Genomic DNA, 24,285 nt, shown 5'->3' with positions numbered 1-24,285 from the left:
TGATACTAACTACTAGATACTAAAAAACAAATGATAAGCATAGCAGGCATCAACAAAACGTTTGGAAAATTTGAGGTCCTCAAAAATATAAATCTTGATCTCGGAGGTGACCATATTATCGCTCTGATAGGAGCTAACGCGTGTGGTAAAACTACATTAATTAAAAGCATATTAGGAATGGTTATTCCCGATTCGGGTAAGATATCGGTAAACGGAATGGACATCAGTAACCAATGGGAATACCGGAAACTGATTGGCTACATGCCTCAAATAGGTCGTTATCCTGAAAATATGCGGGTTGCACAGGTACTGGAAATGATAACTGACTTAAGATGTAATGGAACTCAAAATCTGGATAAGGAGTTATATGAAGGGTTTAAGCTTAAAGATATCCTCGACAAAAAAATGGGAACACTTTCCGGAGGAACAAGACAAAAAGTAAGTGCTCATCTTGCCTTTTTATTCAACTCGCCCATTTTAATTTTAGACGAACCTACAGCCGGGTTAGACCCTTTATCTTCCTTTCTGTTAAAAGAAAAAATACGAATCGAAAAGGAAAAGGGGAAATTGATTTTGATTACTTCACATATTTTAAGCGAACTGGATGATATCGTTAGTCAGATTATTTATATGGAAGAAGGCGAAGTCATCTTTGATAAATCCATCCAACAATTGAAAGAAGACACTCAAAAATCCAGACTGTCCGAAGCCATTCCGCATTTAATGAAATTAAAATCAGAAAAAGCATAATACCTAAATACCCCAGTCCACTAAAAAAACAACAGATGAAAAAAGTAATTAAATACGTGATGCTGGATATTTTAAACAGCAAAATAATTATTGCCTACACCCTTTTTCTTTTCTGCTTTTCTATAGGTTTATTCATGATGGAAAATGTAGTTGAAAAAAGTATGGCCAGTTTACTAACCTTAAATCTAATTATAGTACCTATCATCAGTATTATCTTTTCTACCATTTACGTTTATAATGCAACGGAATTTATAGAATTACTTTCGGCACAACCTATCAAAAGAAAAACACTTTGGTTAAGTATATTTTTTGGTCTTGCATCGGCATTCGTATTGGCATTCGGTATAGGTTGTGGAATTCCTATTCTCATTTTTGCTTTCAATGCTACCGGAATCACTTTGTTAATTACCGGACTATTCCTGTCGATAATCTTCGTTTCCATAGCCTTATTATCTTCTGTTTATATCAAAGATAAAGCGAAAGGAATTGGTGTATCGCTAATGATCTGGATGTATTTCTCTATCCTGTTTGATGGATTAGTCCTTTTCTTATTATTTCAATTGCTGGAATATCCATTAGAGAAACTGATTATAGCACTTAGCATATTAAACCCAATTGATCTGGCAAGAATTGTCACGCTTTTAAAAATGGATATTTCTGCTCTAATGGGCGCTACAAGCGCAGTCTTCAAACAAAGCTTTACCGGTGCTGCTGGAAGCACCATTACTTTTGCTGTTTTAGCGTTATGGGCTATTGTTCCATTATGGTTTTCGACCAGAAAGTTCCAGAAAAAAGATCTTTGATTTCTCATCTGTCGTTCTTTGTTTATTGTTTTTCGTTCATCCTCTATCGAATAACAAACAACGACTATCGAAAAACGAGCAACGAAAAGCAATCGAACAATGGATATTACAAGCAGAAAGGATATAGAAAACGTCATCAACTTATTTTACGATAAAATTAAAACTGACAAAACACTTAGTTTCTTTTTTACAGAAGTAATACAAGTAAACTGGCCGAAGCACTTAGCTGCTATGACTGATTTTTGGGAGAATGTGCTTTTCTTTACGGGTGACTATGAAGGTAATCCCCTCGAAACGCATAAAAGTATTTATCAAAAACAGAAAACAAAATTGGTACATTTTGAAAGATGGCTGAAGATTTTCTACCAAACCATAGACAAACATTATAAAGGACCAAATGCAGAAAAGATGAAAACCCACGCTAAAGGCATTGCATATGTGATGCAGGAGCGGTTAAAAAAGGAAAATATCTGAATCACAGATATAGGGATTAAATGATTTCACGGAAACTGGTACACAGCCATACTTTCAGTCAAGCTGAGGTCCTCGATGCCCTCAATCTGTGTAATCCAATAATCTTTTTTAAATCCGTGATCCAGAATATTATTTGTCTGAATCACAGATGGCACACAGATTAAATGATTTCACGGATACTGATACACAACAAACATTCTCCCTGTCAGGCTGAGGCTCTCGATGCCCCCAACCTGTGTAATCCTATAATTCTTTTTTAATCCGTGATCCAGACTACTACAACACCAATCTTTTAAAAGTTAGACTTTTACTTCCAAAGTTGATAAGCAGCCCTACTTCTAATTTATAAGCTTTTAAATAATTCAGAACCTGGGCTAAATGTACATCCTCTAATTGTATAATGGCTTTCAGCTCTACAAGCACTTTTCCGCAGACTACAAAGTCTGCTCTTCGTGTGCCTATAGGCTCTTCTAATTCTTTATAGTAGATCTGTTGTTCTATTTCTCTTGCGAACTCTAACCCCATCTTATACATTTCATAAGCCAATGCCCGCTGATAGATTACTTCCTGAAAACCGTTCCCCAGAAACTTATGAACTTCAAAAGACGCTCCAATAACTTTTTCTGTTATATCTTTATATTTCAAATCGACAGTCACAATAAAACACTTAAAACCAACACTATAACATTAAAGTTAGTCTTTTATTTGTTTGAATCACAGATTATAGGGATTAAATGATTTCACGGAAACTGGTACACAACCACACCTTCTGTCAGGCTGAGGCTCTCGAAGCCCCAATCTGTGTAATCCAATAATCCTTTTTAAATCCGTGATCCAGAATATTACTTGTCTGAATCACAGATGGCACACAGATTAAATGATTTCACGAAAACTGGTACACAACCACCCCTTCTGTCAGGCTGAGGTCCTCGAAGCCCCAATCTGTGTAATCCAGTAATCCTTTTAAATCCGTGATCCAGAATATTACTTGTCTGAATCACGGATGGCCCACAGATTAAATGATTTCACGGAAACTGGTACACAACAAACATTCTCCCTGTCAGGCTAAGGCCCTCGAAGCCCCAATCTGTGTAATCCAGTAATCCTTTTAAATCCGTGATCCAGAATATTACTTGTCTGAATCACAGATGGCACATAGATTAAATGATTTCACGGAAACTGAAACACAACCATACCTTCGGTCAGGCTGAGGCTCTCGAAGCCCTTAATCAGAGTAATCCAATAATCTTTTTTAAATCCGTGATCCAGACTCAATATTTTATTACCCTATAAGTCTTCGTTTCTTTGCCTTGTAACCTGATCAAATAAACTCCGCTAGCATAGCTACTCAAATCAAGCTCTAGCTGTTTCTGGTCAGCTTGTATTTCCAATACCTTTAATACACCACCATTCACATCTGCCACTATAATAGCGGTATAATACCCCTCCTTAAAAACAACATTCACCTTATCTGTGGTTGGGTTGGGATATAAGTTGACAGGAGTAGGTTGAAAGTTAAAAGTGACTGCTCTTTCTCCTAAATCTATGCTTTTGCCATCATCATCAATCTGAACCAATTTATAATAGTTATTGCCGTTTAAGGGTTGCTGATCGGTATAAGTATAGTTAAAAGTAGAAAGTGGAACATTTAAAGAAGTACGTACATCTCCTATTTTTACAAAGGCTTTATCATCACCACTTCTGTAAACTTCAAACCCTTTGGCATTTTTCTCGTTAGCGGTTTCCCATTGCAGTTTGGCGTGGTTGCCATCGGCTTTGGCCGTAAAGTTTAACAATGTTACAGGCAGCGTACCAGTAATTTGTAGTACTTGCGATACAGCGGTAGCGGCAGCATAATCGCCATTACCAGACTGTGAAGCAATAATATTAGTGTTCCCCGAGTTTTTAATGCTTACTGTATTACCAATAACAACTGCTACGCTGGGATTGCTGCTGGTATATGTTACAGGCAAATTGCTACTGGCTGTTGCTGTTAAGTCAAAATCGGCATCGCCAACACTTCTGCCCTGCAGCGCATTAAAGGTAATACTTTGCGGCAACAATTCCTGATATTCATAAGCTCCCATATCAATAGTTCCGTTATTGGCATGGTTATAAACCCTCGGGTTTCCTGCTAAATCTTTAGCATCGATAGTCAATCCTGAAAAATAGCTATTATTACCTTTGGTTATGGCGGTACTGCCTGTCTGCAAACTAAAATCCCCATTAACAGCGTCTGTAAACAACGGATTGGTGCTTCCGTTGAGGTTGCCGTTATCGGTAGTCGTGATACCCTGCACCAAGCTGTGGTAATATTCGGGTATGCTTGTGGGGTTTCCTCCTCCGCTGTTGAAAATATTGTTGGTGCTTCCGTTGGCATTTTGGTTGCCCCAAACGATGGTATTGTAAAATTTAGGGTGCGAGGTTATGTTACGCATTGCCACTCCGTTGTTGGCGTTGTCTGTTCCGGTGTTGCCCGAAAAGGTACTGTTGATGAATACAGGCGAAGAAACGTTATTATAAACCGCTCCGTATTGGGACGTATTGCCCGTAAACAGCGTATTCACGAATGTTGCGTTACTTCCTGTGCTGTGCGATACCACACCTGCATACGTTCTGTGTCCAGTAAATAGTACGTTGCGTATTTGCGGAGAGGAGGCGGTAAGCGACAAGCCCGAACCACGCTCATACCGAACCAGCGAACCGTTTACGGTAATTCCCGTGTTCCCGTCTGCGGAAGTGATATAGCCTCCGCTTACGGTAAAGCCGTCCAAAAGTGCCGAACCTACGTTACCGACCGAAACCATAACGTGATAGACATCGTTTGCGGAAAGACCGTTGGTGCCGTCAATATCTCCGCTCAGAATGGTTGGGTTTGTGGCATAGTTTCTTTCTTCCAAGGTGGTTTCGTTACCTGCAAAACCTCCGAAGATTTGTACGTTTTTGACCATTACGAACGCATTGTCCCTGTCCTGCGGATTGCTTCCGTCTAAATTATCTGCCCTGTAAAGCGGTTTGTACGTACCTGTTGCCACGTAAATTTTTAGCGGAACGGCATCAAAAACGGTATTATCTGCATCGTATTTTTGTTTTGCCCATTTGAGGGCAACGGCTAACTGCGGAATGGCATTTGCCCAGCTGTTTCCTGATTGGGTACTTCCCGATACGTTGTGGTTTACGTACAGAATGTTATCGTCGTCGGGAGTGATGTTGCTCCAGAAACAGGCATTGGTTACCGCCTGTACGCTGATACAATCTCCTGCATTACCGCTTATGGTTCTCGCTCCCGAACCTTGCAGGTAGGTACAGAAATTAGGCAGGTTACAAACGGCAAGCTGTGGGTTGTCGGTAATCCTCAAACCTATTGTTCCTGTTATGGTAGCGGGATTGATATTTGCTAATCCCGAAATATCGGTTAAAGCATTATTTTCTCTAATATAAAGCCCCCCTCCGATACTCGTTAAAGCCGACAATCCGTTTAAATTGGTTAAAGCATTATTACTTTTAATATAAAGATACCCTCCGATACTCGTTAAAGCCGACAAGCCGTTTACATCGGTTAAAACACTATTTTGTCTAATATAAAGATCCCCTCCGATGCTTTGCAAAGCTGATAATCCGTTTACATCGGTTAAAGCATTATTATCGTAAATATCAAAATACCCTCCGATGCTCGTTAAAGCAGATAATCCGTTTACATCGGTTAAATTGGGGTTGCTTCTTATTCTTAAATATCCCGTAACTGCCGTAATGTTCTGCAAAGGCGTAAGGTCGGTAATGTCAGAGGTGGAGGCTCCCGTTGCGTAACCGATAACCACATTGCCCAAGGTAATATCGCTACAATAACCGTACAATGCCCCGAACTCATCTATCTGTGCCTGTGTATTGAAAGTGTAATCTCCCGTAGGGCAGGTGCAGGTAGCCTGTATGGCTGTTACATTTAGGCAGGTGGCTTTGTTACCGCTTATGGTTCTTGCTCCCGAACCCGAAAGATACGTACAGAAATTAGGCAGGTTACAAACGGCAAGTTGTGGGTTGTCGGTAATTTGCAAACCATTTCCTGTTATGGTAGCGGGATTGATATTTGCTAATCCCGAAATATCGGTTAAAACAGCATTTGATAGAATACGAAGAGACCCTCCGATACTCGTTAAAGCAGATAATCCGTTTACATTGGTTAAAGCAGGATTACTTTCAATATTAAGATACCCTCCGATGCCCGTTAAAGCCGACAATCCGTTTACATTGGTTAAAGCATTATTTTGGAGAAAATAAAGACTCCCTCCGATGCTTTGCAAAGCCGACAATCCGTTTACATTGGTTAAAGCATTATTATTGTAAATATCAAGAAACCCTCCGATGCTCGTTAAAGCAGATAATCCGTTTACATCGGTTAAAGCAGGATTATTTTGAATAGTAAGATACCCTCCAATGCTCGTTAAAGCCGACAATCCGTTTACATTGGTTAAAGCATTATTTTCTTTAATATAAAGAAACCCTCCGATGCTCGTTAAAGCCGACAATCCGTTTACATCGGTTAAAGCAGGATTATTCCAAATATAAAGACTCCCTCCGATGCTTTGCAAAGCCGACAATCCGTTTACATTGGTTAAATTGGGGTTGTTTCTTATATATAAATATCCCGTAGTACCCGTAATATTCTGCAAAGGCGTAAGGTCGGTAATGTCAGAGGTACTACCTCCCGAGAAGTAACCGATAACCACACTACCCAAGGTAATATCGGTACAATAACCGTACAATGCCCCAAACTCGTCTATCTGTGCCTGTGTATTAAAAGTCCAGTTTCCCGTAGGGCAGGTGCAGGTAGCCTGTACGGCAGATACGTTTAGGCAGGTGGTTTTGTTTCCGTTTATGGTTCTCGCTCCCGAACCTGCAAGGTAGGTACAGAAATTAGGCAGGTTGCAGACGGATAGCTGTGAGTTGTTTTCTATATACAAACCGTAACCTCTGCCTATGCCTGACGGGTTTACGTTTTGCAGTCCTGAAATACCGGTAAGCAACGGATTTGAAATAAGGGCAAGATAACCGTTTATGCTTGACAGAGAAGACAATGCGTCAAGGTTGGTAAGCATTGGGTTGTTACGGATATCAAGGTGCTGACCTATGGAAGTAAGCGATTGTAATCCGTTCAGGTTGGTAATACCTGTGTTGTTGATGACGACCGAACCTCCAATAGTAGTAATTGACGACAAACCGGCTATATTGGTCAGCAAAGGATTGTCAAACAAATTAAGATACTGTGGGATACTTGTCAGGTTATTTAATCCGTTGAGATTGGTCAACGCTGAGTTATTATGGAAAGAAAGATACCTTCCGATGCTCGTTAGAGCCGACAAGCCGTTTACATCAGTTAAAGCATTATTATTTTGAATAAGAAGATACCCTCCGATGCTTGTTAAAGCCGACAAGCCGTTTACATTGGTTAAATAGGGGTTGTTTCTTATCAGTAAATATCCCGTAAGTGTTGTAATGTTCTGCAAAGGCGTAAGGTCAGTAATATCGGTTGTATTGGCCATCGGATCTCCGTAACCGATAAGCACATTGCTTAAGGTAATATTGGTGCAATGGGCATACAATGCCCCAAACTCGTCTATCTGTGCCTGTGTGTGAAAGGCAAAACTCTGTGTGGGGCAGTTTACCTGACAGGCGTTGGTTACGGCAGATACGTTTAGGCAGGTGGTTTTGTTACCGCTTATGGTTCTCGCTCCCGAACCTGAAAGATACGTACAGAAATTGGGCAGGTTGCAGACCGAAAGCTGTGGGTTGTCGGTAATTCTCAAACCTGTCGGTCCCGTAATGGTGGCAGGGTTTATGTTCCGCAATCCCGAAATATCAGTCAATGCAGGATTACTGTTGATGATGATGTTTCCGTTGATGGCGGTTACGTTTTGCAGTCCGTTGAGGTTTTGCAAAACCGGGTTATCAAACACCTCTATATAAGTGCCTATGCTCGTCAGTGACTGAAAAGCATCTAAATTGGTCAGCTGTGCATTACTGCGGATATACAAATAGCCCGAAGTGCTTGTGAGGTTGTGCAGTCCGTTGAGGCTGGCAAGCACCGCATTGTCCCTGATGTTAAGAAACCCTACCGAAGTGATGTTTGACAAAGCGGAGATGCTGGTAAGCAAATCGTTTCCTTCTATCCTTAAATTACCGTTAAACGAAGTGATGTTTTGCAGTCCGTTGAGTGTTGTCAGTTGCGGATTTCTTCGGATAATCAGCTCTCCCGTAATGCCCGTGATATTCTGTAAGGGTGTAAGGTCGGTAATATTGGAAAAGCCGTCATTTGTTGCATAACCGATAACGAGGTTGTTGAGCGTGATGTTGGTACAATGGGCATAGTTTGTGGCAAAATCGTTTATCTGCTGTTGGGTGTTGAAAGTGAAATCCTGTCCTGTAGCCGTATTACAAGGCAATGCAAAACCTTCCAAATAGTGGACTCTACCATAAACTGCGCTGTTGGGGGAGTTTATTCCCTCCCCAAAAAGAGCACTTTTGGCTATGCCACCGGTAATATCCAAATCCGAATTAGTTGCAATTGTTGAATTTGACGTTTCTGAAGGTCTGTACACTGTCCCAGCAACACCACCCTCAAGTTCTCTATTGATGTAAAATCCATACGTTTGCCCCGCAGGAATGTGTACATACACGTCAATTGGAATAGGTGTTAGGCCTCCCAACGCAGTCAGACCACTAACTTCTCCCGCTTTAATCCACGAAGCGGAACTGTTCTCATATCCTTGAAAAGGGCCTTGCCTGTAATAAATCTCGCAGACTCCTGTATGGGCCAAAGCGATATCAAAACAGGTAATGGTAAGATTTTTCTTTGCGGTAATATTAAACATAATACCGCTACCGTGAATATGTCCACCCGAATTGGTTGTAGCCAATGAAGAGCCTTCTGTGGTACATTGTGCCTTTGTTTGTGTGCTACATAAAAGAGCAAAAAAGGCAAAGCAAAAAGACTGTAAAAATATTTTCATAATTTAATGAGTGTATCTAAATAAGAGTAATCCTGAGATTTATTTTTTGATGTATAGATTTTCCTTTTTTCTTTCTACAAGTGGAATATCATCTCCACCTAAGTAAAAAGCTATCAATACTACAGGCTCTGCCCCATTGTTTATTCCCTGATGGTAGGTATCCATTATTTCGGCAATGGCTGTACCTGCTTCAAATTGCTGATATTCTCCGTTTTCACGCGCTACGGTCAATACGCCTTGTAAAACATAAGCAAACAAGGGTATCTGGTGTTTATGCCAGCCGGTTGTTACCCCAGGTTTTAAGGTTATTTTCAACATACTTACCTCAGCCCGCTCAACCTGCGGATAACTTATCCGCTGACCTATTATAGTGGTATCGGTTTTCAATAAAGGTTCTATGATTAGGTCATCGGTATATGGTGTTTTTGTCGTAAATGCAAAAACAACAGAAAAAAGAAAGGAAAGCTGCAAGAGTAATTTTAGTTTCATACCTGGTTCTAACTAGGCTATCTGTAGCTAGTATAATTTGAGGCAAAGTAAGAGAAGACTGTACAGAAAGAAGATTAAACAAGATGAAAGTCTCTATAACGGTTGAACGGTTATAGAAAGTTTTTTGTCTGAATCACGGATTATAGGGATTAATAGATTTCACGGATACTGGCACACAACAAAACCTTCTGTCAGGCTGAGGCTCTCGAAGCCCCCAATCTCTGTCATCCAGTAATCCTTTTTAAATCCATGATCCAGAATATTACTTGTCTGAATCACAGATAGCCCACAGATTAAATGATTTCACGGATACTGGTACACAAACTATACCTTCGGTCAGGCTGAGACTCTCAAAGCCCCAATCTGTGTAATCCTATAATCCTTTTTAAATCCGTGATCCAGAATATTACTTGTCTGAATCACGGATTATAGAGATTAATAGATTTCACGGAAACCGGAACACAACCATACTGTCCGTCAGGCTGAGGTCCTCGAAGCCCCAATCTGTGTAATCCAGTAATCCTTTTAAATCCGTGGTTCAGAATATTGTCTGAATCACGGAGGATACACAGATTAAATGATTTCACGGAAACTGGTACACAACAAAACCTTCGGTCAGGCAGAGGCTCTCGAAGCCCTCAATCTGTGTAATCCAATAATCCTTTTTAAATCCGTGGTTCAGAATATTATTTGTCTGAATCACGGATTATAGGGATTAATAGATTTCACGGATACTGGCACACAACCACATCTTCTGTCAGGCTGAGGCTCTCGAAGCCCCCAATCTGTGTAATCCTATAATCCTTTTAAATCCGTGGTTCAGAATATTGTCTGAATCACAGATGGCACACAGATTAATAGATTTCACGGAAACTGAAACACAAACTATACCTTCGGTCAGGCTGAGGCTCTCGAAGCCCTCAATCTGTGTAATCCAGTAATCCTTTTAAATCCGTGATCCAGAATATTAGTTATCTGACTCACGGAGGATACACAGATTAAATGATTTCACGGAATCTGGGACACAACAAAACCTTCTGTCTGGCTGAGGCTCTCGAAGCCCTCAATCTGTGTAATCCAGTAATCCTTTTAAATCCGTGGTTCAGAATATTACTTGTCTGAATCACAGATGGCACACAGATTAAATGATTTCACGGAGACTGGTACACAGCCATACTTTCAGTCAAGCTGAGGTCCTCGAAGCCCCCAATCTGTGTAATCCAGTAATCCTTTTAAATCTGTGATCCGGAATATTATTTATCTGAATCACAGATAGCCCACAGATTAAATGATTTCACGGATACTGGTACACAGCCATACTTTCAGTCAAGCTGAGGTCCTCGATGCCCTCAATCTGTGTAATCCAGTAATCCTTTTTAAATCCGTGGTTCAGAATATTATTTGTCTGACTCACAGATGGCCCACAGATTAAATGATTTCACGGAAACCGGAACACCACAAAACCTTCGGTCAGGCTGAGGTCCTCGAAGCCCCCAATCTGTGTAATCCTATAATCCTTTTTAAATCTGTGGTTCAGACATTATTATCCGCAAAATAAATTTTTGGCATTCGTCCGGTTTCCTTTTTAAAAGCATTATAGAAAGTAGCGGTATTTTTAAAGCCTGACTGTAAAGCTATTGCTTCTACCGTCATTTTATCAGCTAACATCGGATACTCTTTAATAAAGTACTGTACACGATAGCTATTGAGCCAATCTCTAAACTTCTTTCCGATAATATGGTTAATCACTAATGAACAGTGATGTACTGGAATATCTACTGCTGTTGCCAGATCTTTCATCTGAAAATCGGGCTGCAAAAACAGCTGTTCCTTTTCCATCAACTCCTGTATCGCCTGTACATATTCCTGATGCTGGTGTCTATTCAACTTTTCTTTCTGAATAGGAGCCTGTTTTTTACTTTCTTTCTCAATCTCATTTATTAATAAACTATTGCTACCACCTGCCGATACCATAATATAGCCATATAAAATACGTGGTTGGTACAATACAAACACCATCATAAACAGTATCACCAAGCCACTGGAGAGTAAAAACAACGGACTACTAAAAAATGAACGTTCTGCTGTATTGGACAATACTGCTACAAAGCCTAATATTTTGAAAAAAGATCCCGTTATCAGGTAAAAAACCAACCATGTCTTACTTACGTCCCATCTTCCATCCCACAAGAAGCCTGATTTCAACAAGACATACCATGTTGCAACTAAATACACTAAAACAATAAACAACAAACTTTTAGCATAAATTATCTGCGGAAAAAGACCTGTGGTTTGGGTAACAGAAAATTGCCCTCCGTCAATAATTTGCTTAGCTACCACCTCCCAGTCTACAACAGCCGTAAAAGATATTGATACGTGTATAAGTGCCAATACTAAGGGTAAAAAATGCCATAAATCTTTTTTATATAATGCAGTTTCTCCCTTAATAAATTTACTGGTATACAAATAAGTACAGACAGGAGCAGCAAAAAACAGCGTCATACTTAACTGTTGAAAAAAAGGAAATAGATCGAGATGATTAGAGAATATCAGAAAAAAGGCACAAACCTGTCCAAGGCGCGCCAAAAATGGAACACTCAACAATCTGTTGAGTATAGGAACACCTTGACGGGTAAATAAAAGGTGCAGGGAAAACGTTAATAGCAAAAATGCTACCGCACTCAATAAAAAGCTAAAAACATGCATAACCAGCATGCAATATAAGCTTAAAATTAAAAAACAAATAATTTAAAGTAACCGTAATTCAGAAAAACACCGTAAAAAGCGAATTTATTATTTATGCTTACACCTAACCAGGTCTAAAACTTTTCTCTTATCTGCGAAAGAAACATTCCTAAAGCCCCACCAAACAACATTATAGCAGCAATAAAGAGTAATTCATTAACATAAGGAACCAGCATCAGAAAAAAAGATGCAAAACCTTGTATACCTAACAGAATTTCATTGACAATAACCCCTATCACAAATAAACAAATGGTAACTATAGCCAATTTATTCAAATACACCCATTTATTTGCAAGCATATAGCCCATAAAGAATAAGGAAAAGCCACCTAATAATACCAAATGCAGATATGCAATGACTATAGACCGCATTCCAAAAACAAAATGGCTTAATTGGGGAATAACGGATATTGCCTGAAGCACAAATTTAATAGTAATAGCTATTGCCGAAATATAAAACAATAATACTATGGATTTGGGAGCATTAGTACGCTTTTCCCAAAAACTGCTTTTAATTTTAGTCAGCATAGCCAGCCAGGCAATCAATTGCATCAGTGCCGCAAAAACAGCTATTGAGTAAAGCCATACCGGCAATTTTACCCAAAGTATAGAAAGTTGAAATGTGGGGATAATGGTCATTAAAAACCAACGAAAATATCGTTGGAAAGCTGTATCAATTTTTGGCAGACTATGAATAACTAAAGCCATTGCACCAAAGAAAAACCATCCGTTATACTGAAAATGGAGGTAGTAATATACGGAAGCCAGGTAAATATCTTGTTGGATATGCTTTGTAGCCATCATGTATCCAAGTGAAAGTGGCCCCGCAGCAGAAACTATATTAAGCAGTAATCCGGCTACTGCCCATGCCCGCGCTGGTAATACAGCAGACAATGCTCGGGTATCTCTGATAAACAACCAGGCATATACTACTGCGATGATGATCGAAAATGTTGAAAAAATAATAGAGATATTTCCATACCCTTGCCTGGTAAAAAAAATCAACATCCCAAAAGCCGCAATTAAATTAGCCCCTATAAGTAATTTGTATTTTTTATGCCCGGCTGCGCTCAGCTTATTTTTAATAATCAGGAAAAGTCCAATATATAGTAAATGATTTATCCAACCACTAAACGCAAAGTGAGAATGTGCATGTAACAGGTTCTTTTGTTCAAAAAAAGGAAAATCAAAGGCAATTTTGTAACGCATTAATACGCCGTATAATGCCACAAGTGTTAAATTGAACAATGCAATTTTACACCAGTTGCCTATAGTATTATCTCTCATTTTACCAGCTAACAATAAACCTTGTGATCTTTAATGAACACTTTTCCTTCTTCATGCATTTTTAAAAGGGCTCTTATAACCGTCTCTACACGTAAATTGGTATAATCGGCTATTTCCTGACGTGTATAAGGCATCAGTATTTTTTCATTACAATCTGCAGATCTGACTTTATTGAAAAAGCCCAATATTTTCTCCTCAGGGGTTCTGCCAATCAATATTTTTGTGGATGTTGCTTTATTATAAAGCCTTCTGGCAAAAGTTTGCAATAAACTTAAAGCTGTACTAGGGTAATCCTGCAATATGTTTATAAACTTATCTTTTGATATTTTAACGATTACGCTGTCTGCACTTGCTTGTGCAGTACTGGGATAACATTTTGATGCCAATAACGGAGGTTCACCAAAGCTGTTTCCTCCGGTAAAAACACCCTGAATAAATTCTTTCCCTTCTATATTGGTTGAAAACATCTTCACCTCACCTTCAACCAGTTGAAAGAAAAAGCGGGGAGTGTCGCCTTCCATAAAAATGAAAGAACCTTTAGAAACCCTCTTTGATACACCTCCGTAAGCTATTAGTATGTTATGATCTATTTGCATTTACCATAAAAAGCTTAAATTCAAAATACAATCTAGCGGAATTCAATAACATACTATTAAATTATTCTACAATTAAAGTTCCTTTCATAAGTCCCACATGTCCGGGAAAAGAACATAAGAACTCATAAGTACCTTTAGCAGGCGCAGGAAATTCAATAGTATCAGACTCGCCTCCCCCTAATAATTTGGTATGTGCGATAATATCTTTTGTATCTGCCGGTATATAATCGGTAGCTTTATCGCCAATAACTTTCATAGCAAAATCTGTTGCTGAAACACCAACTGCCAACAGTACAAAATTATGTCCCATCACATCTTTCGCCATTTCACCAGTATGGTGTAATGTCAATTTTACGGTCTGACCTTCTTTTACGGTAAGCAAAGTCTGATCAAATTTCATGTCATCACCTGCGTTTAAGGTAATTACTGCTTCTTTAGATGATGGCTCAACTGTTTCCTGAGTAGTAGCGGTAGTGCTTTCTGTTGTACCCTCTTGTTGTTTATTCGAATTACTACTACATGCAGCCATAATCATCATGATGGCACTCAAAAAAATTGTTGTTTTTTTCATTATATTATTTATTTAGTTGTTTTCCTTTTAGTTTATTAGTTGAATTAGTAGCTGGTTCATGAGTCCTGTTCTCGCTTTAATCATAGGTATCTTAAGTTTCACTATAAGCCATAAACTATGGTCAATGGACTATTGACCATGTACCAATCAAACCAGTTCTTCTTCTAAAGCTACTGCCTTTGGAAAAAGTATATTATTTTCTAAATGAATATGTAGATGCAAATCGTTTTCAAAAGCCTTTAAAGCATCCATAGCTACTTTATAAGTACTACATCCATCTGCCGGAAGTGCGTATTGATTGGAAAGTTGAGCTATTTTCCGGAAACGCTCTCCCTCTGCATCATGTTCATGCATCATCATACCTATAGGATTTTGTACTGTTCCAAAGGGTACTGTCAAATTAGCATCAGCAGATTGTTTAACGGAAACCATATTGCGCACAAAAGGGAACAATACCTTTTCTTCCTTTTGCATGTGTGAAGTGAGCTCTATAGCACACTCATCAAATAGCATCTTGATTTCTAAAAGTTCGGGATGCCTGTCACCATGTACGTTGCTTATTTTTTCAAGATAAGCTTTTAATAAAGGGATTTGTTGTGAGACATAACGGTGATGAGTTTTCTCTATATAATCAGCCAAAAGATCTATGGGCCATGCGTTATAATCAATATTGGATTTATTTTCTCCTTCTATTTGTTTCAAAGCTGTTAGTAAAGATTCTACATCTACACCAGATGCATCACAAGCCGACTCTATAGATTGATTACCTCCGCAACAGAAATCGAGGCCATATTTTTCAAATACCGGGGCTGTGCGAAAATCTTGTGCAACCACCTCGCCAATGGTTTGTTCTTTAGAAAGTGTCATCATTCAATTTTTATTTTGTAAAACCGCAAAGGACACGAAGTTCTCAAATGTTAAAATCCATATTTAATTCTTTGAGTAATCTGCGTTCTCTATGGTTAATAAACCTTTTTTATTTAAATAAATAACCTTTTACTTCTCTTTCCGAAGTATAAAGTTAGTAAAGCATTTTTAATAAAAGATAAAAATATCTTTTATTTTATCGTTACTCTCCTATTCTACGATGTGATAAAGATATTATGATATTCTGTTTACAAAAATGACTTCTGTCACGGTGAATAGTGAGGAAAAATAAGTTTTGGTTCTCAAAAGAATCCTACCAACTAGTGTTAATTTCATAATGAGCAAAATGGCTATCCTTACTTATCAACATCAGTTTATTATTAATAGCTTGTGCTATAATTATTCTATCAAAAGGATCTCTATGATAAAAAGGTAACTCAGTTATCAATAAGACATCCTCAAACCCAATAGGGAGAATCTGAAAACCATTATCATCAATAAGCTCTTTAAAATTGTTAAAACTACCGTGTAGTATAAGCTTCCCTAAACTGATTTTAATTGCTACTTCCCATAGAGAAGCTACACTGATAAAATTGGAGGCTGGAGAGCCTTCGATAATCTGTCTCGCTGTCTTTGAAATAGATGCATCACCAAACATATACCACAAAAAAGTATGAGTATCCAATAAGTTTCCTTCCATTTACTTATAATACTCTTTAAAATCGTCTAATGGTTCTTCGAAGCCTTTTTCAATAGTAAATAGACCTTTAGCACTTCCAAACTTTGGTTTAGGTCCTAAGTTTTTATTTTGCTTTTTTTTGGCTTTGCTTTCTAAAAGCTCTATAAAATCTGCAACTTCTTGCTTCATAGCAGCAGGTAATGCACTCAATTTCTTATATAGGAATAAACTATCCATTATAAATTCTTTTTATTAAAATGCCATCCTTAAACAAATATACTCAAAATCAACATAAATTGGTAATTACCAATGCATAAGGATTCCTGGAACAGCCTCATCTTAAAAAACAAAATCACATATCTTCAATCATCTATATCCCCAATTGCTCTTTACCTTCAGGTGTCAGCATATCATAACCCCACGGCGGATCAAATACCAAATCAATCACTACTTTTCTGTCAGGAAAAACAGCCTCTAACGCATTCTGTACTCCATTGGTTATGGCTTCACCCATTGGACAATGTGGTGTAGACAACGTCATAGTAACCTCAACAAGATCGCTTTTGTCAAAAACTAAATCGTATATCAAACCTAAATCTATTACATTAACAAACAGTTCAGGATCTATCACCTTGAATAAGGCTTGCTGCGCTTTCAGCTTTTCTGCTGAATATGGTTCTGTTAAAGAAATTATCATGACAAGATTTGTGTTTTATGAAACAATACCTTCATTACATTGAAAACATATAGTACCGATAAAGTCAGCCAAATAAATGCCGAAAAACGAATAATCCAGACGTCTGCCAATGCAACCCCTATTATTATTGAAAGCATAGCCGGAGCAAACAAACGGACTTGCCACATTAGCAGTTTCTCGCTATAAAGATCTTTTGGTAAAGGTATTTTAACCTTTCCTGACAGGTTTTTATAATGTTCATTCCACACTATAAAAGGCAGAGTTTTAAATGTTTTCCCTAAAATTAATCCGGTTATCCATCCCATAAACAATAAAGTGCCATACAATACTGCCCATTGATTCCCCTGTACAAAATTTATAACAGGTATCATCAAAACTGCCATTATCAGGAATATAAACGAGGAGAAACTTTGCTTCATTTGTATATCTATTTTTTTACGTATTCTGCTTTTAAAGGCATCATATAAATAGGACAACCATAACAAAATTCCAACTGCTACTATCGCCATGTAAAACATTACTCTTGTTGCTGCTATACCCAAAAAATATCCATCGCACAGGAATAGTATCAAGCCTGCATTCTGTAATATAAAAGCATATTTTAGCCTGCTTTCTTTTTTTGATTTACCAAGCAGAAACATCGGGACTAGTTTACTGCTTATACCGACTATCAATTGCAGAAACCATCCCACAAGTCCGGCATGTGCATGTAATTTGAGTATCTCCAGATGATTTCTGCTAAAAAACGGATATTGTAAATTAATAGTCAATAATAATCCAACGGTTACTGTAAATAACAGCCAGAGCGCAGAACTCAGGATAAAAAGTTGTATGGTTGAATGGTGTAACTGATGTTTGCCTGTAAACCATGTATTTATGAGGAAACAAGCTGCTGATAGCCAGATTAATGTTCCGCCACTAATCATCATCCAACCGGTTCTAAAATTCCAGAAAGAAGCAACCAATAGCACTGTACCAAACAACAGCATATACCAACTTAAAATTGCCATTTTTGGACTGAATAAATTACGTTCGCTAACTACGGGCAGAAGTTGATAAGCTGCACCAAAAATAATCATGGTACCCCAACCTAATGCAGCAGTATGCACAATGGTTAACAAATGTGGATTAAAATAATGAGTAGACAGACTATCTGCTCCAATGAATAACAGCAGGCAAAGCACACAAAAAACTACGGAAGCCGTTGCATAAAACGGAAGCACTACGCTCCCATCTACCGTTTTTCCTATATCTATATCTGACATTTAATTACTGGTTGTTCGTTTTCGTTTTTCGATGCTCGTTATTTGATAAACGATAGACGATAGACGATAGACGAATAACGACATTTAAAATAAAAGCATCTTTACGTTTCCTTCTTCTATATTGTGGATGTGGATTTTTAAATCTCTATCAGCCAGTTCTTCTAAAAGATATACAGGTACACGTTTATGATGAACAAATAATGCTTCGTCTTTAGCTAAATCTTCCAGATTACTCAAAATAGTTTGCATAGGTAAAGGCATTTCCAGTTCCCTAACATCAATTTCTCTTACTTTTTCCTTTGCAAAGCTTTGACAAATACGATTAAAGGAATCGGCATCATCCATAATTATCTTATCATTGCTTCTTTTCTTATCCAATTGAGATTCGGCTTTTTTCAAAAAATAAGTGTGATATTCATTATCATTAATGGTATCAACAAAACTTGCTTCTGCCTTTTCCTGTTTTAACAAATGAATTAATGGCGTAGGAATAAAATTATTGATAATGCATAAAATATTTCCAGGTTTCACTTCTTTAAAAGCAGCCAGTATCTCTTTTAAAGGATCTGTCCCTGATTCTATAATAGAACGGACATCAAACCATTTAATAGCTTCCCGATTCGCACTTGTTAACCATTGCGGTTTTATTTCAGCCTGCTCTGTTTTCTTATCAAGTATTTCATATTCAAACCCCAGAGGCTCCAATGCTTTCACAATGTTGGCCACCGTAGTCCCTCCCATTTTTGCAGCTTCGGCAATACTCACCCTTGAAGCCATTACTTTTCTGAGCACTGGAATTTTTAGACGTTGCAGCGGCTTGGAAACCTCTGCAATGGCATCTATTGCCGCTGTTTCAGCTTTGATAATCTCGGAGATCCTGGTATTATCATTTATTTTCATTTTATTTTCCATAACACCCTATTTTTTGTCAGGTTTTAAGACGCTAAAACTTCCTGTTCCAGAGCCTCTACTTTAGGAAAAAGAATATTGTTTTCTAAATGCATATACTGTTGCAGATCATTTTCCAATTCCTGTAATTTATGATATAAATAGGCGAACGAATTACAGGCATCTTCCGGTAGTTGATAATTGTTAGCCAATTTTCTGAAATATTGAAGATCTTCTGCAAAAATAGAATGTTCTTTCTCTAACAATAAAGCTGATTGCTTTAGAAGTGCCGGTTCTGTAACATGAACAGATTTATCGATTTCCTTAGCCACCAATTGTTTGATTATCGGAAAAATAGCCTGTTCCTCTTTCCTGATATGCACTGTCAGACTTTGCAGAAAAAGCTTAACGGATTGTTCCAAACGAATCAGCTGAGGATGCTGTTCGCCATGATGTTGTGCCACTTTTTCTGCCAATCCGCCAATAATTTCCAGATTTTCCATTACATAACGATGATGAGTTTTACTGATATAATCCGCTAAAAAGTCCAGATCCCAATCATTAAAATTCTGAGAAGCTGATAATGATCTGTTCACTGCATCTTCCAAAGCTTGTTTCAATTCTTCTTCATCTATATTTACTTCGGCACTCACTTCTTTCAAAGTTTTATTACCTCCGCAGCTATAATCAATACCTTTTTCTTTAAACACGGCAACTTTCCGCATATCTTTAGCCGCAATCTCGCCTATTGTTTCCCCATTATCTTCTTTAGTACGCTTTGCTATCCGTACCTGCCAGCGAACTGGCCCTTGCGACAGGTATTCCCATGTAAAAATATTTCCACGTTCGCCTAAAAGCTGGTAATACAAAGGTTTCGGGTCATGGTCATTGTCTATAATGAAACTTTCGCCCGCATCAAGCTCATCAAAGTGTTTAAAAATAGTTGGATGTTTGAGCTTTGGCTCTATTTGCGTCACATCCAGAATCTCAACTGTTACCATCGTTTTAATTTTTAATTATTATTTCAGTTTACTACTCTACAAAGAGAGGTATAAAAACAATAAAAGACAAATTTGTCTTTTATTGTTTTATCATATTAAAATCATTTATTCAATAGATTAATTTCAGAGATTAAACCTTCGATATTTACATAGTTATTTATCTATCCTTCAGTCTCTTTAGTTAAGCACTGGTTTATTGAGGAATCATTGGAGTATTTCCATCCTTCGTTCATCTTTCGTTAAGAGATGCTTTAGAGATGCTTCATTATAATAACAAAGCTTACTTGTTTAAAGTATTATGTATTATTCTATAATCTTGATATATTACAAATTAGGCTTGTTTTACATATATTTTTCCAATATTAGCTGTTTAATCCTAAACCAAAGATGAATAGTACTAGTCCAGGAGCTTTAAATACAAGACAGCATTTCCAAATTCTTGATGGCTTAAGAGGTCTTGCAGCTATATGTGTCGTAATCTTCCACTTTGCCGAGTGCATCATTTTTGATTACAGCAAACTATTTATTGGACATGGTTTTTTAGCCGTCGATTTCTTCTTTTGTCTCTCTGGTTTTGTAATAGCTTACGCTTACGACCAACGTTTAGAAAAAATAGGTGTGTGGCAATTTTTTAAGAGGAGATTAATCCGCTTGCACCCTTTGGTTATAATAGGCGCTATATTAGGATTATTAGGTTTTCTGTTTGATCCTTTCTCTGCTATTGACCAAACTTATAGTATTGGCAAAACTGCTTTGCTATTTCTTTCTACCTTATTTTTAATTCCTCTTCCTATAATGGAAGATCGTTATTTTAATCTGTTTGGATTAAATGCACCGGCATGGTCGCTCTTCTGGGAATATATCGCCAATATTGTATACGTTTTTGTACTTTATAAAATAAACAGAAAATATCTTCCCGCATTGCTCCTCATTTCTGCCATTGGGTTAATTTATGTTGCTTATACTTCTGGCAACCTTGCAGGAGGCTGGAGTGGCGATAATTTCTGGCAAGGCTCTGCCCGTATTTCCTATTCATTTCTAGCGGGATTATTTATTTACCGAAGCAATTGGATTTTAAAAAACAATCTGGGCTTTTTAGGTTTATCTATTTTATTAATTGGTGCATTTATAGCGCCTCACTTTTCTTTTAATTGGTTAACAGAACTATTAATTGTCTTGATTTATTTTCCACTTTTAGTATCACTGGGAGCAGGGGCTACAATTTCTAAAGGTAAAGCTATTTGCAAATTTCTGGGAGATATATCTTATCCTCTTTACATGACCCATTATTGGGCTTTATGGATCTTTGTTGGTTACTTAAACACCTATAAACCCGATTCTACAACGCTTACTTTTGTGGTTATTGGTGGGGTTATTTTCTTAATACTTTTCGCATACCTGATTATGGTATTATATGATAAACCTATCCGGAAATATCTTAGCAACCGAAATCAGAAGTAATATTCTTTGATTTAATACAGCTCAACGCTCATTTTTCATCAGAAAGAAATTCATCTGTAAAATGGGCGTTATGTTTTGATTGTTCAAACTTGTGCTCGTTATATGTTTGAGAGTTTCCTTTAGGTATAGATAAACTTTGCCATGTATGCTTAAGCAATGTTTTACCGATATAAACAATCTGACCAATATGATATGGATAATGCGCCAGTTGCCTGTTAATTGCATCTATAACTGTATGACCTTGATTTCTTATAAAAACAATACGCTCCAAGTCCTCGGGTTTTAAACTGTCTAGCACATTAAAAAAACAATCCCAGCCATTTTCCCAATGATTTAAAAGCTCTGATCTATCCAGCCTTCTATCTTCAAATTCCAGATCTCTCTTACGCCATTCTTTCTCTCCATCAGACTGAAAGAAGTCTGTCCATCTGGATAGCATATTTCCTGAAAGGTGCATGATTAAATTAGCAATGCTATTGTCAGACTCATCTGCCTTCCAGTACAACTGTTCTATAGTCAGTTGATCAAAAGTTTTATCAGCAAGCAGTTTATAATATCTAAATTGTTTTTTCACCCCATTTAAGTATTCTTCTTTCATAGCTGTTTTTTTTCGGAAAGCCCAGATAGGCTATTCACTCGGTATATCCATAAAAATAAGTATTTCTTTAAACCAATACATCCAAAAAAGAGTCATCTTTTGGGATGACTCTGAAAAAGAGCAGTGCTCTTTTATACCACCAATTATCTGCCCCGCAGAGGAGTAGTACTTGACTTATTGCGGGATATTTGAGAGAGGGAATTTTATATTCTTAATTTATTTTTTTATAACCTGTTTCTGACATACAGCTAATGAATCGTCTATAGACATTCTTAATAACCTGAAAATTTTCCTTTAAAAAGCATATTATTTATCACATTTATTTTGCAGCAATATCTTTTCCCGTTAACCTCAAAGCCAATTGAGCTTCAAACAATGACTGAGGTTTTACAGCTTTATTGAATGAAACATTCATTCCCTCATTCTCGAAAGTCACTTTTGTATCTGCCTGAAAACCTACCAGAATTGGATGGGCCATAGTATAATTTCTTCTTCTTTGCAGATCCCAGAAATTGTAATGAAAATCTTTAGATGATTTATGCTTGAAGTTCCAAAAAACCATAAACTGTCCATGATGCGGATGCCCTGCTTCCGGACCACCCAAATTGGTAAATATTCCACCATCAATATCATCAAGCAAAGTAGCATAAGGCTGTCCGCCATGGCTATCAAAATGCTGATCTTTATCCATTTGACATTGCGTAACCACAGTTCCTGCCGCGCTATATCCTGTTCCGGGACCATGATGCTGAGCCCCATTGAAACTGCATTTTTTCACTAAAACCCCATATCCAGACCTTGCATGCAAAGACGTATGTCCCTTTTTACCTGTAAATCGTACACTCTCTACAGTAACAGCATAACCAGCTCTAAAAAACAAACAGTCATTCCAATCTCTAAACTCGCAGTTTCTAACCCAACTGTTCTTCACATTTTCCATCCCAACAGCTATATAAGCATTATCATGAATAGCATTTTTATGATGTACAAACTCTTCCGGATAAGATTTCCAATTGGAAGAAAACAGAATGTCTTCTACTCCACATTCTTCTAAAGCCGAATAGCTATATAGTTCGAAAGGAGCTGATTTTACTAGGGTAACATCTAAATGCAACGGATTATGAAAGGTCACTTTATTTCCATTGATACTTTTTATGGTATGTATCTCGATAATTTGCATTCCTCCTTTTTCTCCGACTAATCTTGTCCATTGAGGCTTCAAATCCTGAGGAGCAAAATATTTACGCGTATATTCCTCACTTCTATGACGAACAATAACATCTTGACCAGGTTTTAGTTTACTAGCATTATCGACTTCAACTACAAAAGTTTCTCTTGGTGCATCTTTTACTATAGTTGCTAATTTAGCAGACGAATTGGTTTCTGCTTTAAATAAAACAGAACGATTATTCACCCACATTTCAGGTTGATAAATCTCCGTCCCACCAACTCCTGCACCACTTCCTTTTAAAACAATATTACTTTTCTTTATTCTAATCTGATGTCGTTTTAAAGTATCTCCATTGATGATGAACTTACCCTTAGGAAAAAACACCACAGCACCTCCCGGATGCTTTTCTGCTGCATCTATTGCTAATTGTATAGCCTGCTCATCAGATAGATCATCATTAGGCTTTGCTCCAAAATCCACTACATTAAAATATTTGCGTATGCTAACGTCCGGAATTGGCTTTTCTGAGAAATGATATCCTGCATAAGAATAGTCGGGAAGAAAAGGTATTTTGCCTTCTTTTTTATCCCTCACATAATCTGACCAAAGCGGAGCTACGGTTTGTGCCTGAATAGCTCCAACAACAGCCAATTGTATTATTATTGTTGATATAAATCGCATTTTTTTATTACCTGGTTACTTTAACTCTTTTTCACACTCCTCAATTGATTATTAACAACATATAGAAACAGTTCTGACATACCTATATTTAATTTCGGCATACTTATCTCCTTTTCCTATTTTTAATGGGATATAATCATAGAACAAAACCTCTTACTTACTTTATGCAAGGAGGTGATTTTTACGCTAAAAACACTTAGTGATTTTTACAATTCATTATGCTTTATCAGCATTTTTTCTTTCTAACATAAACTGGACA

At 37.6% G+C, this 24,285-nt stretch carries 20 protein-coding genes; 4 read left to right on the top strand and 16 right to left on the bottom strand.

The genetic code is table 11. The features are described from left to right. Positions 1–30: 30 nt before the first annotated feature. The 3 genes from ACFSAH_RS05930 (at position 31) to ACFSAH_RS05920 (ending at position 2,027) form a co-directional block, all read left to right on the top strand. Positions 31–750, top strand: coding sequence for an ABC transporter ATP-binding protein (locus tag ACFSAH_RS05930; protein WP_379661790.1), 720 nt, complete (start codon positions 31–33; stop codon positions 748–750). A 35-nt stretch (positions 751–785) separates the two neighbouring features. Then, positions 786–1,553 (top strand): ABC-2 transporter permease, encoded by a 768-nt coding sequence (locus tag ACFSAH_RS05925; RefSeq protein WP_379661789.1) that lies wholly within the window; start codon positions 786–788, stop codon positions 1,551–1,553. 99 nt (positions 1,554–1,652) lie between these two features. Then, a complete protein-coding gene (locus tag ACFSAH_RS05920) occupies positions 1,653–2,027 on the top strand; it encodes a group III truncated hemoglobin (protein WP_379661788.1) in 375 nt (124 codons plus the stop codon). A gap of 276 nt (positions 2,028–2,303) precedes the next feature. Here the strand turns inward: ACFSAH_RS05920 and ACFSAH_RS05915 are convergent, their stop codons facing one another. From ACFSAH_RS05915 to ACFSAH_RS05850, 14 genes are all read right to left on the bottom strand, one after another. Continuing rightward, positions 2,304–2,672 (bottom strand): GxxExxY protein, encoded by a 369-nt coding sequence (locus ACFSAH_RS05915; RefSeq protein ID WP_379661787.1) that lies wholly within the window; start codon positions 2,670–2,672, stop codon positions 2,304–2,306. Between the two features lie 626 nt (positions 2,673–3,298). Next, positions 3,299–9,031 (bottom strand): leucine-rich repeat protein, encoded by a 5,733-nt coding sequence (locus ACFSAH_RS05910; RefSeq protein WP_379661786.1) that lies wholly within the window; start codon positions 9,029–9,031, stop codon positions 3,299–3,301. 39 nt (positions 9,032–9,070) lie between these two features. Continuing rightward, positions 9,071–9,520, bottom strand: coding sequence for a cupin domain-containing protein (locus tag ACFSAH_RS05905; protein WP_379661785.1), 450 nt, complete (start codon positions 9,518–9,520; stop codon positions 9,071–9,073). A 1,533-nt stretch (positions 9,521–11,053) separates the two neighbouring features. Beyond that, complete coding sequence (locus tag ACFSAH_RS05900; RefSeq protein WP_379661784.1) at positions 11,054–12,022, bottom strand: helix-turn-helix domain-containing protein; 969 nt, start codon at positions 12,020–12,022, stop codon at positions 11,054–11,056. 317 nt (positions 12,023–12,339) lie between these two features. Next, positions 12,340–13,551 carry a hypothetical protein gene (locus ACFSAH_RS05895; protein WP_379661783.1) on the bottom strand — a complete coding sequence of 404 codons (1,212 nt, stop codon included), beginning with the start codon at positions 13,549–13,551 and terminating at the stop codon, positions 12,340–12,342. Positions 13,552–13,559: 8 nt separating this feature from the next. Next, positions 13,560–14,147 carry a Crp/Fnr family transcriptional regulator gene (locus tag ACFSAH_RS05890; protein ID WP_379661782.1) on the bottom strand — a complete coding sequence of 196 codons (588 nt, stop codon included), beginning with the start codon at positions 14,145–14,147 and terminating at the stop codon, positions 13,560–13,562. A 61-nt stretch (positions 14,148–14,208) separates the two neighbouring features. Continuing rightward, positions 14,209–14,718, bottom strand: coding sequence for a plastocyanin/azurin family copper-binding protein (locus ACFSAH_RS05885; RefSeq protein WP_379661781.1), 510 nt, complete (start codon positions 14,716–14,718; stop codon positions 14,209–14,211). A 147-nt stretch (positions 14,719–14,865) separates the two neighbouring features. Further along, positions 14,866–15,588, bottom strand: coding sequence for an iron-sulfur cluster repair di-iron protein (gene ric / locus ACFSAH_RS05880; RefSeq protein WP_379661780.1), 723 nt, complete (start codon positions 15,586–15,588; stop codon positions 14,866–14,868). Positions 15,589–15,898: 310 nt separating this feature from the next. Further along, positions 15,899–16,285, bottom strand: a complete 387-nt coding sequence (locus tag ACFSAH_RS05875; RefSeq protein ID WP_379661779.1) for a type II toxin-antitoxin system VapC family toxin — start codon at positions 16,283–16,285, stop codon at positions 15,899–15,901. Continuing rightward, positions 16,286–16,501: a type II toxin-antitoxin system VapB family antitoxin gene (gene vapB, locus ACFSAH_RS05870; RefSeq protein ID WP_379661778.1), complete on the bottom strand. Its 216-nt coding sequence runs from the start codon at positions 16,499–16,501 to the stop codon at positions 16,286–16,288. A 133-nt stretch (positions 16,502–16,634) separates the two neighbouring features. Next, the gene (locus tag ACFSAH_RS05865; RefSeq protein ID WP_379661777.1) at positions 16,635–16,961 is read right to left on the bottom strand and encodes a metal-sulfur cluster assembly factor; all 327 of its coding nucleotides are present in this window, start codon (positions 16,959–16,961) and stop codon (positions 16,635–16,637) included. Further along, entirely contained in the window at positions 16,958–18,226 is a 1,269-nt protein-coding gene (locus tag ACFSAH_RS05860) for a hypothetical protein (protein WP_379661776.1), read from the bottom strand. The genes ACFSAH_RS05865 and ACFSAH_RS05860 overlap by 4 nt, the downstream gene beginning before the upstream one ends. 84 nt (positions 18,227–18,310) lie before the next feature. Next, a complete protein-coding gene (locus ACFSAH_RS05855) occupies positions 18,311–19,138 on the bottom strand; it encodes a DUF2249 domain-containing protein (protein WP_379661775.1) in 828 nt (275 codons plus the stop codon). 23 nt (positions 19,139–19,161) lie between these two features. Beyond that, positions 19,162–20,115 carry a DUF542 domain-containing protein gene (locus ACFSAH_RS05850; RefSeq protein ID WP_379661774.1) on the bottom strand — a complete coding sequence of 318 codons (954 nt, stop codon included), beginning with the start codon at positions 20,113–20,115 and terminating at the stop codon, positions 19,162–19,164. Between the two features lie 387 nt (positions 20,116–20,502). On the opposite strand from ACFSAH_RS05850, the gene ACFSAH_RS05845 reads away from it, so the two are divergent. After that, positions 20,503–21,576: an acyltransferase family protein gene (locus ACFSAH_RS05845; RefSeq protein WP_379661773.1), complete on the top strand. Its 1,074-nt coding sequence runs from the start codon at positions 20,503–20,505 to the stop codon at positions 21,574–21,576. A 28-nt stretch (positions 21,577–21,604) separates the two neighbouring features. On the opposite strand, the gene ACFSAH_RS05840 is transcribed toward ACFSAH_RS05845, so the two are convergent. Next, complete coding sequence (locus tag ACFSAH_RS05840) at positions 21,605–22,174, bottom strand: DUF1572 family protein (protein ID WP_379661772.1); 570 nt, start codon at positions 22,172–22,174, stop codon at positions 21,605–21,607. Positions 22,175–22,493: 319 nt separating this feature from the next. Next, positions 22,494–24,026, bottom strand: coding sequence for a DUF4955 domain-containing protein (locus ACFSAH_RS05835; RefSeq protein ID WP_379661771.1), 1,533 nt, complete (start codon positions 24,024–24,026; stop codon positions 22,494–22,496). Between the last annotated feature and the right edge of the window lie 259 nt (positions 24,027–24,285).

Origin of the sequence: Pseudopedobacter beijingensis, from assembly GCF_042678145.1 — a bacterium.
GTDB lineage: Bacteria > Bacteroidota > Bacteroidia > Sphingobacteriales > Sphingobacteriaceae > Pseudopedobacter > Pseudopedobacter beijingensis.
Note: the sequence above shows the minus strand (reverse complement) of the source record. Positions and strands in the feature narration are given on the sequence as shown.

What these genes read in the sequence shown, in the direction of transcription:
- ACFSAH_RS05930 (WP_379661790.1), top strand. Translation starts at nt 31, where the DNA reads ATGATAAGCATAGCAGGCATCAACAAAACGTTTGGAAAATTTGAGGTC.
- ACFSAH_RS05925 (WP_379661789.1), top strand. Translation starts at nt 786, where the DNA reads ATGAAAAAAGTAATTAAATACGTGATGCTGGATATTTTAAACAGCAAA.
- ACFSAH_RS05920 (WP_379661788.1), top strand. Translation starts at nt 1,653, where the DNA reads ATGGATATTACAAGCAGAAAGGATATAGAAAACGTCATCAACTTATTT.
- ACFSAH_RS05910 (WP_379661786.1), bottom strand. Translation starts at nt 9,031, where the DNA reads ATGAAAATATTTTTACAGTCTTTTTGCTTTGCCTTTTTTGCTCTTTTA.
- ACFSAH_RS05905 (WP_379661785.1), bottom strand. Translation starts at nt 9,520, where the DNA reads ATGAAACTAAAATTACTCTTGCAGCTTTCCTTTCTTTTTTCTGTTGTT.
- ACFSAH_RS05900 (WP_379661784.1), bottom strand. Translation starts at nt 12,022, where the DNA reads ATGACGCTGTTTTTTGCTGCTCCTGTCTGTACTTATTTGTATACCAGT.
- ACFSAH_RS05895 (WP_379661783.1), bottom strand. Translation starts at nt 13,551, where the DNA reads ATGAGAGATAATACTATAGGCAACTGGTGTAAAATTGCATTGTTCAAT.
- ACFSAH_RS05890 (WP_379661782.1), bottom strand. Translation starts at nt 14,147, where the DNA reads ATGCAAATAGATCATAACATACTAATAGCTTACGGAGGTGTATCAAAG.
- ACFSAH_RS05885 (WP_379661781.1), bottom strand. Translation starts at nt 14,718, where the DNA reads ATGAAAAAAACAACAATTTTTTTGAGTGCCATCATGATGATTATGGCT.
- ric (WP_379661780.1), bottom strand. Translation starts at nt 15,588, where the DNA reads ATGATGACACTTTCTAAAGAACAAACCATTGGCGAGGTGGTTGCACAA.
- ACFSAH_RS05875 (WP_379661779.1), bottom strand. Translation starts at nt 16,285, where the DNA reads ATGGAAGGAAACTTATTGGATACTCATACTTTTTTGTGGTATATGTTT.
- vapB (WP_379661778.1), bottom strand. Translation starts at nt 16,501, where the DNA reads ATGGATAGTTTATTCCTATATAAGAAATTGAGTGCATTACCTGCTGCT.
- ACFSAH_RS05865 (WP_379661777.1), bottom strand. Translation starts at nt 16,961, where the DNA reads ATGATAATTTCTTTAACAGAACCATATTCAGCAGAAAAGCTGAAAGCG.
- ACFSAH_RS05860 (WP_379661776.1), bottom strand. Translation starts at nt 18,226, where the DNA reads ATGTCAGATATAGATATAGGAAAAACGGTAGATGGGAGCGTAGTGCTT.
- ACFSAH_RS05855 (WP_379661775.1), bottom strand. Translation starts at nt 19,138, where the DNA reads ATGGAAAATAAAATGAAAATAAATGATAATACCAGGATCTCCGAGATT.
- ACFSAH_RS05850 (WP_379661774.1), bottom strand. Translation starts at nt 20,115, where the DNA reads ATGGTAACAGTTGAGATTCTGGATGTGACGCAAATAGAGCCAAAGCTC.
- ACFSAH_RS05845 (WP_379661773.1), top strand. Translation starts at nt 20,503, where the DNA reads ATGAATAGTACTAGTCCAGGAGCTTTAAATACAAGACAGCATTTCCAA.
- ACFSAH_RS05840 (WP_379661772.1), bottom strand. Translation starts at nt 22,174, where the DNA reads ATGAAAGAAGAATACTTAAATGGGGTGAAAAAACAATTTAGATATTAT.
- ACFSAH_RS05835 (WP_379661771.1), bottom strand. Translation starts at nt 24,026, where the DNA reads ATGCGATTTATATCAACAATAATAATACAATTGGCTGTTGTTGGAGCT.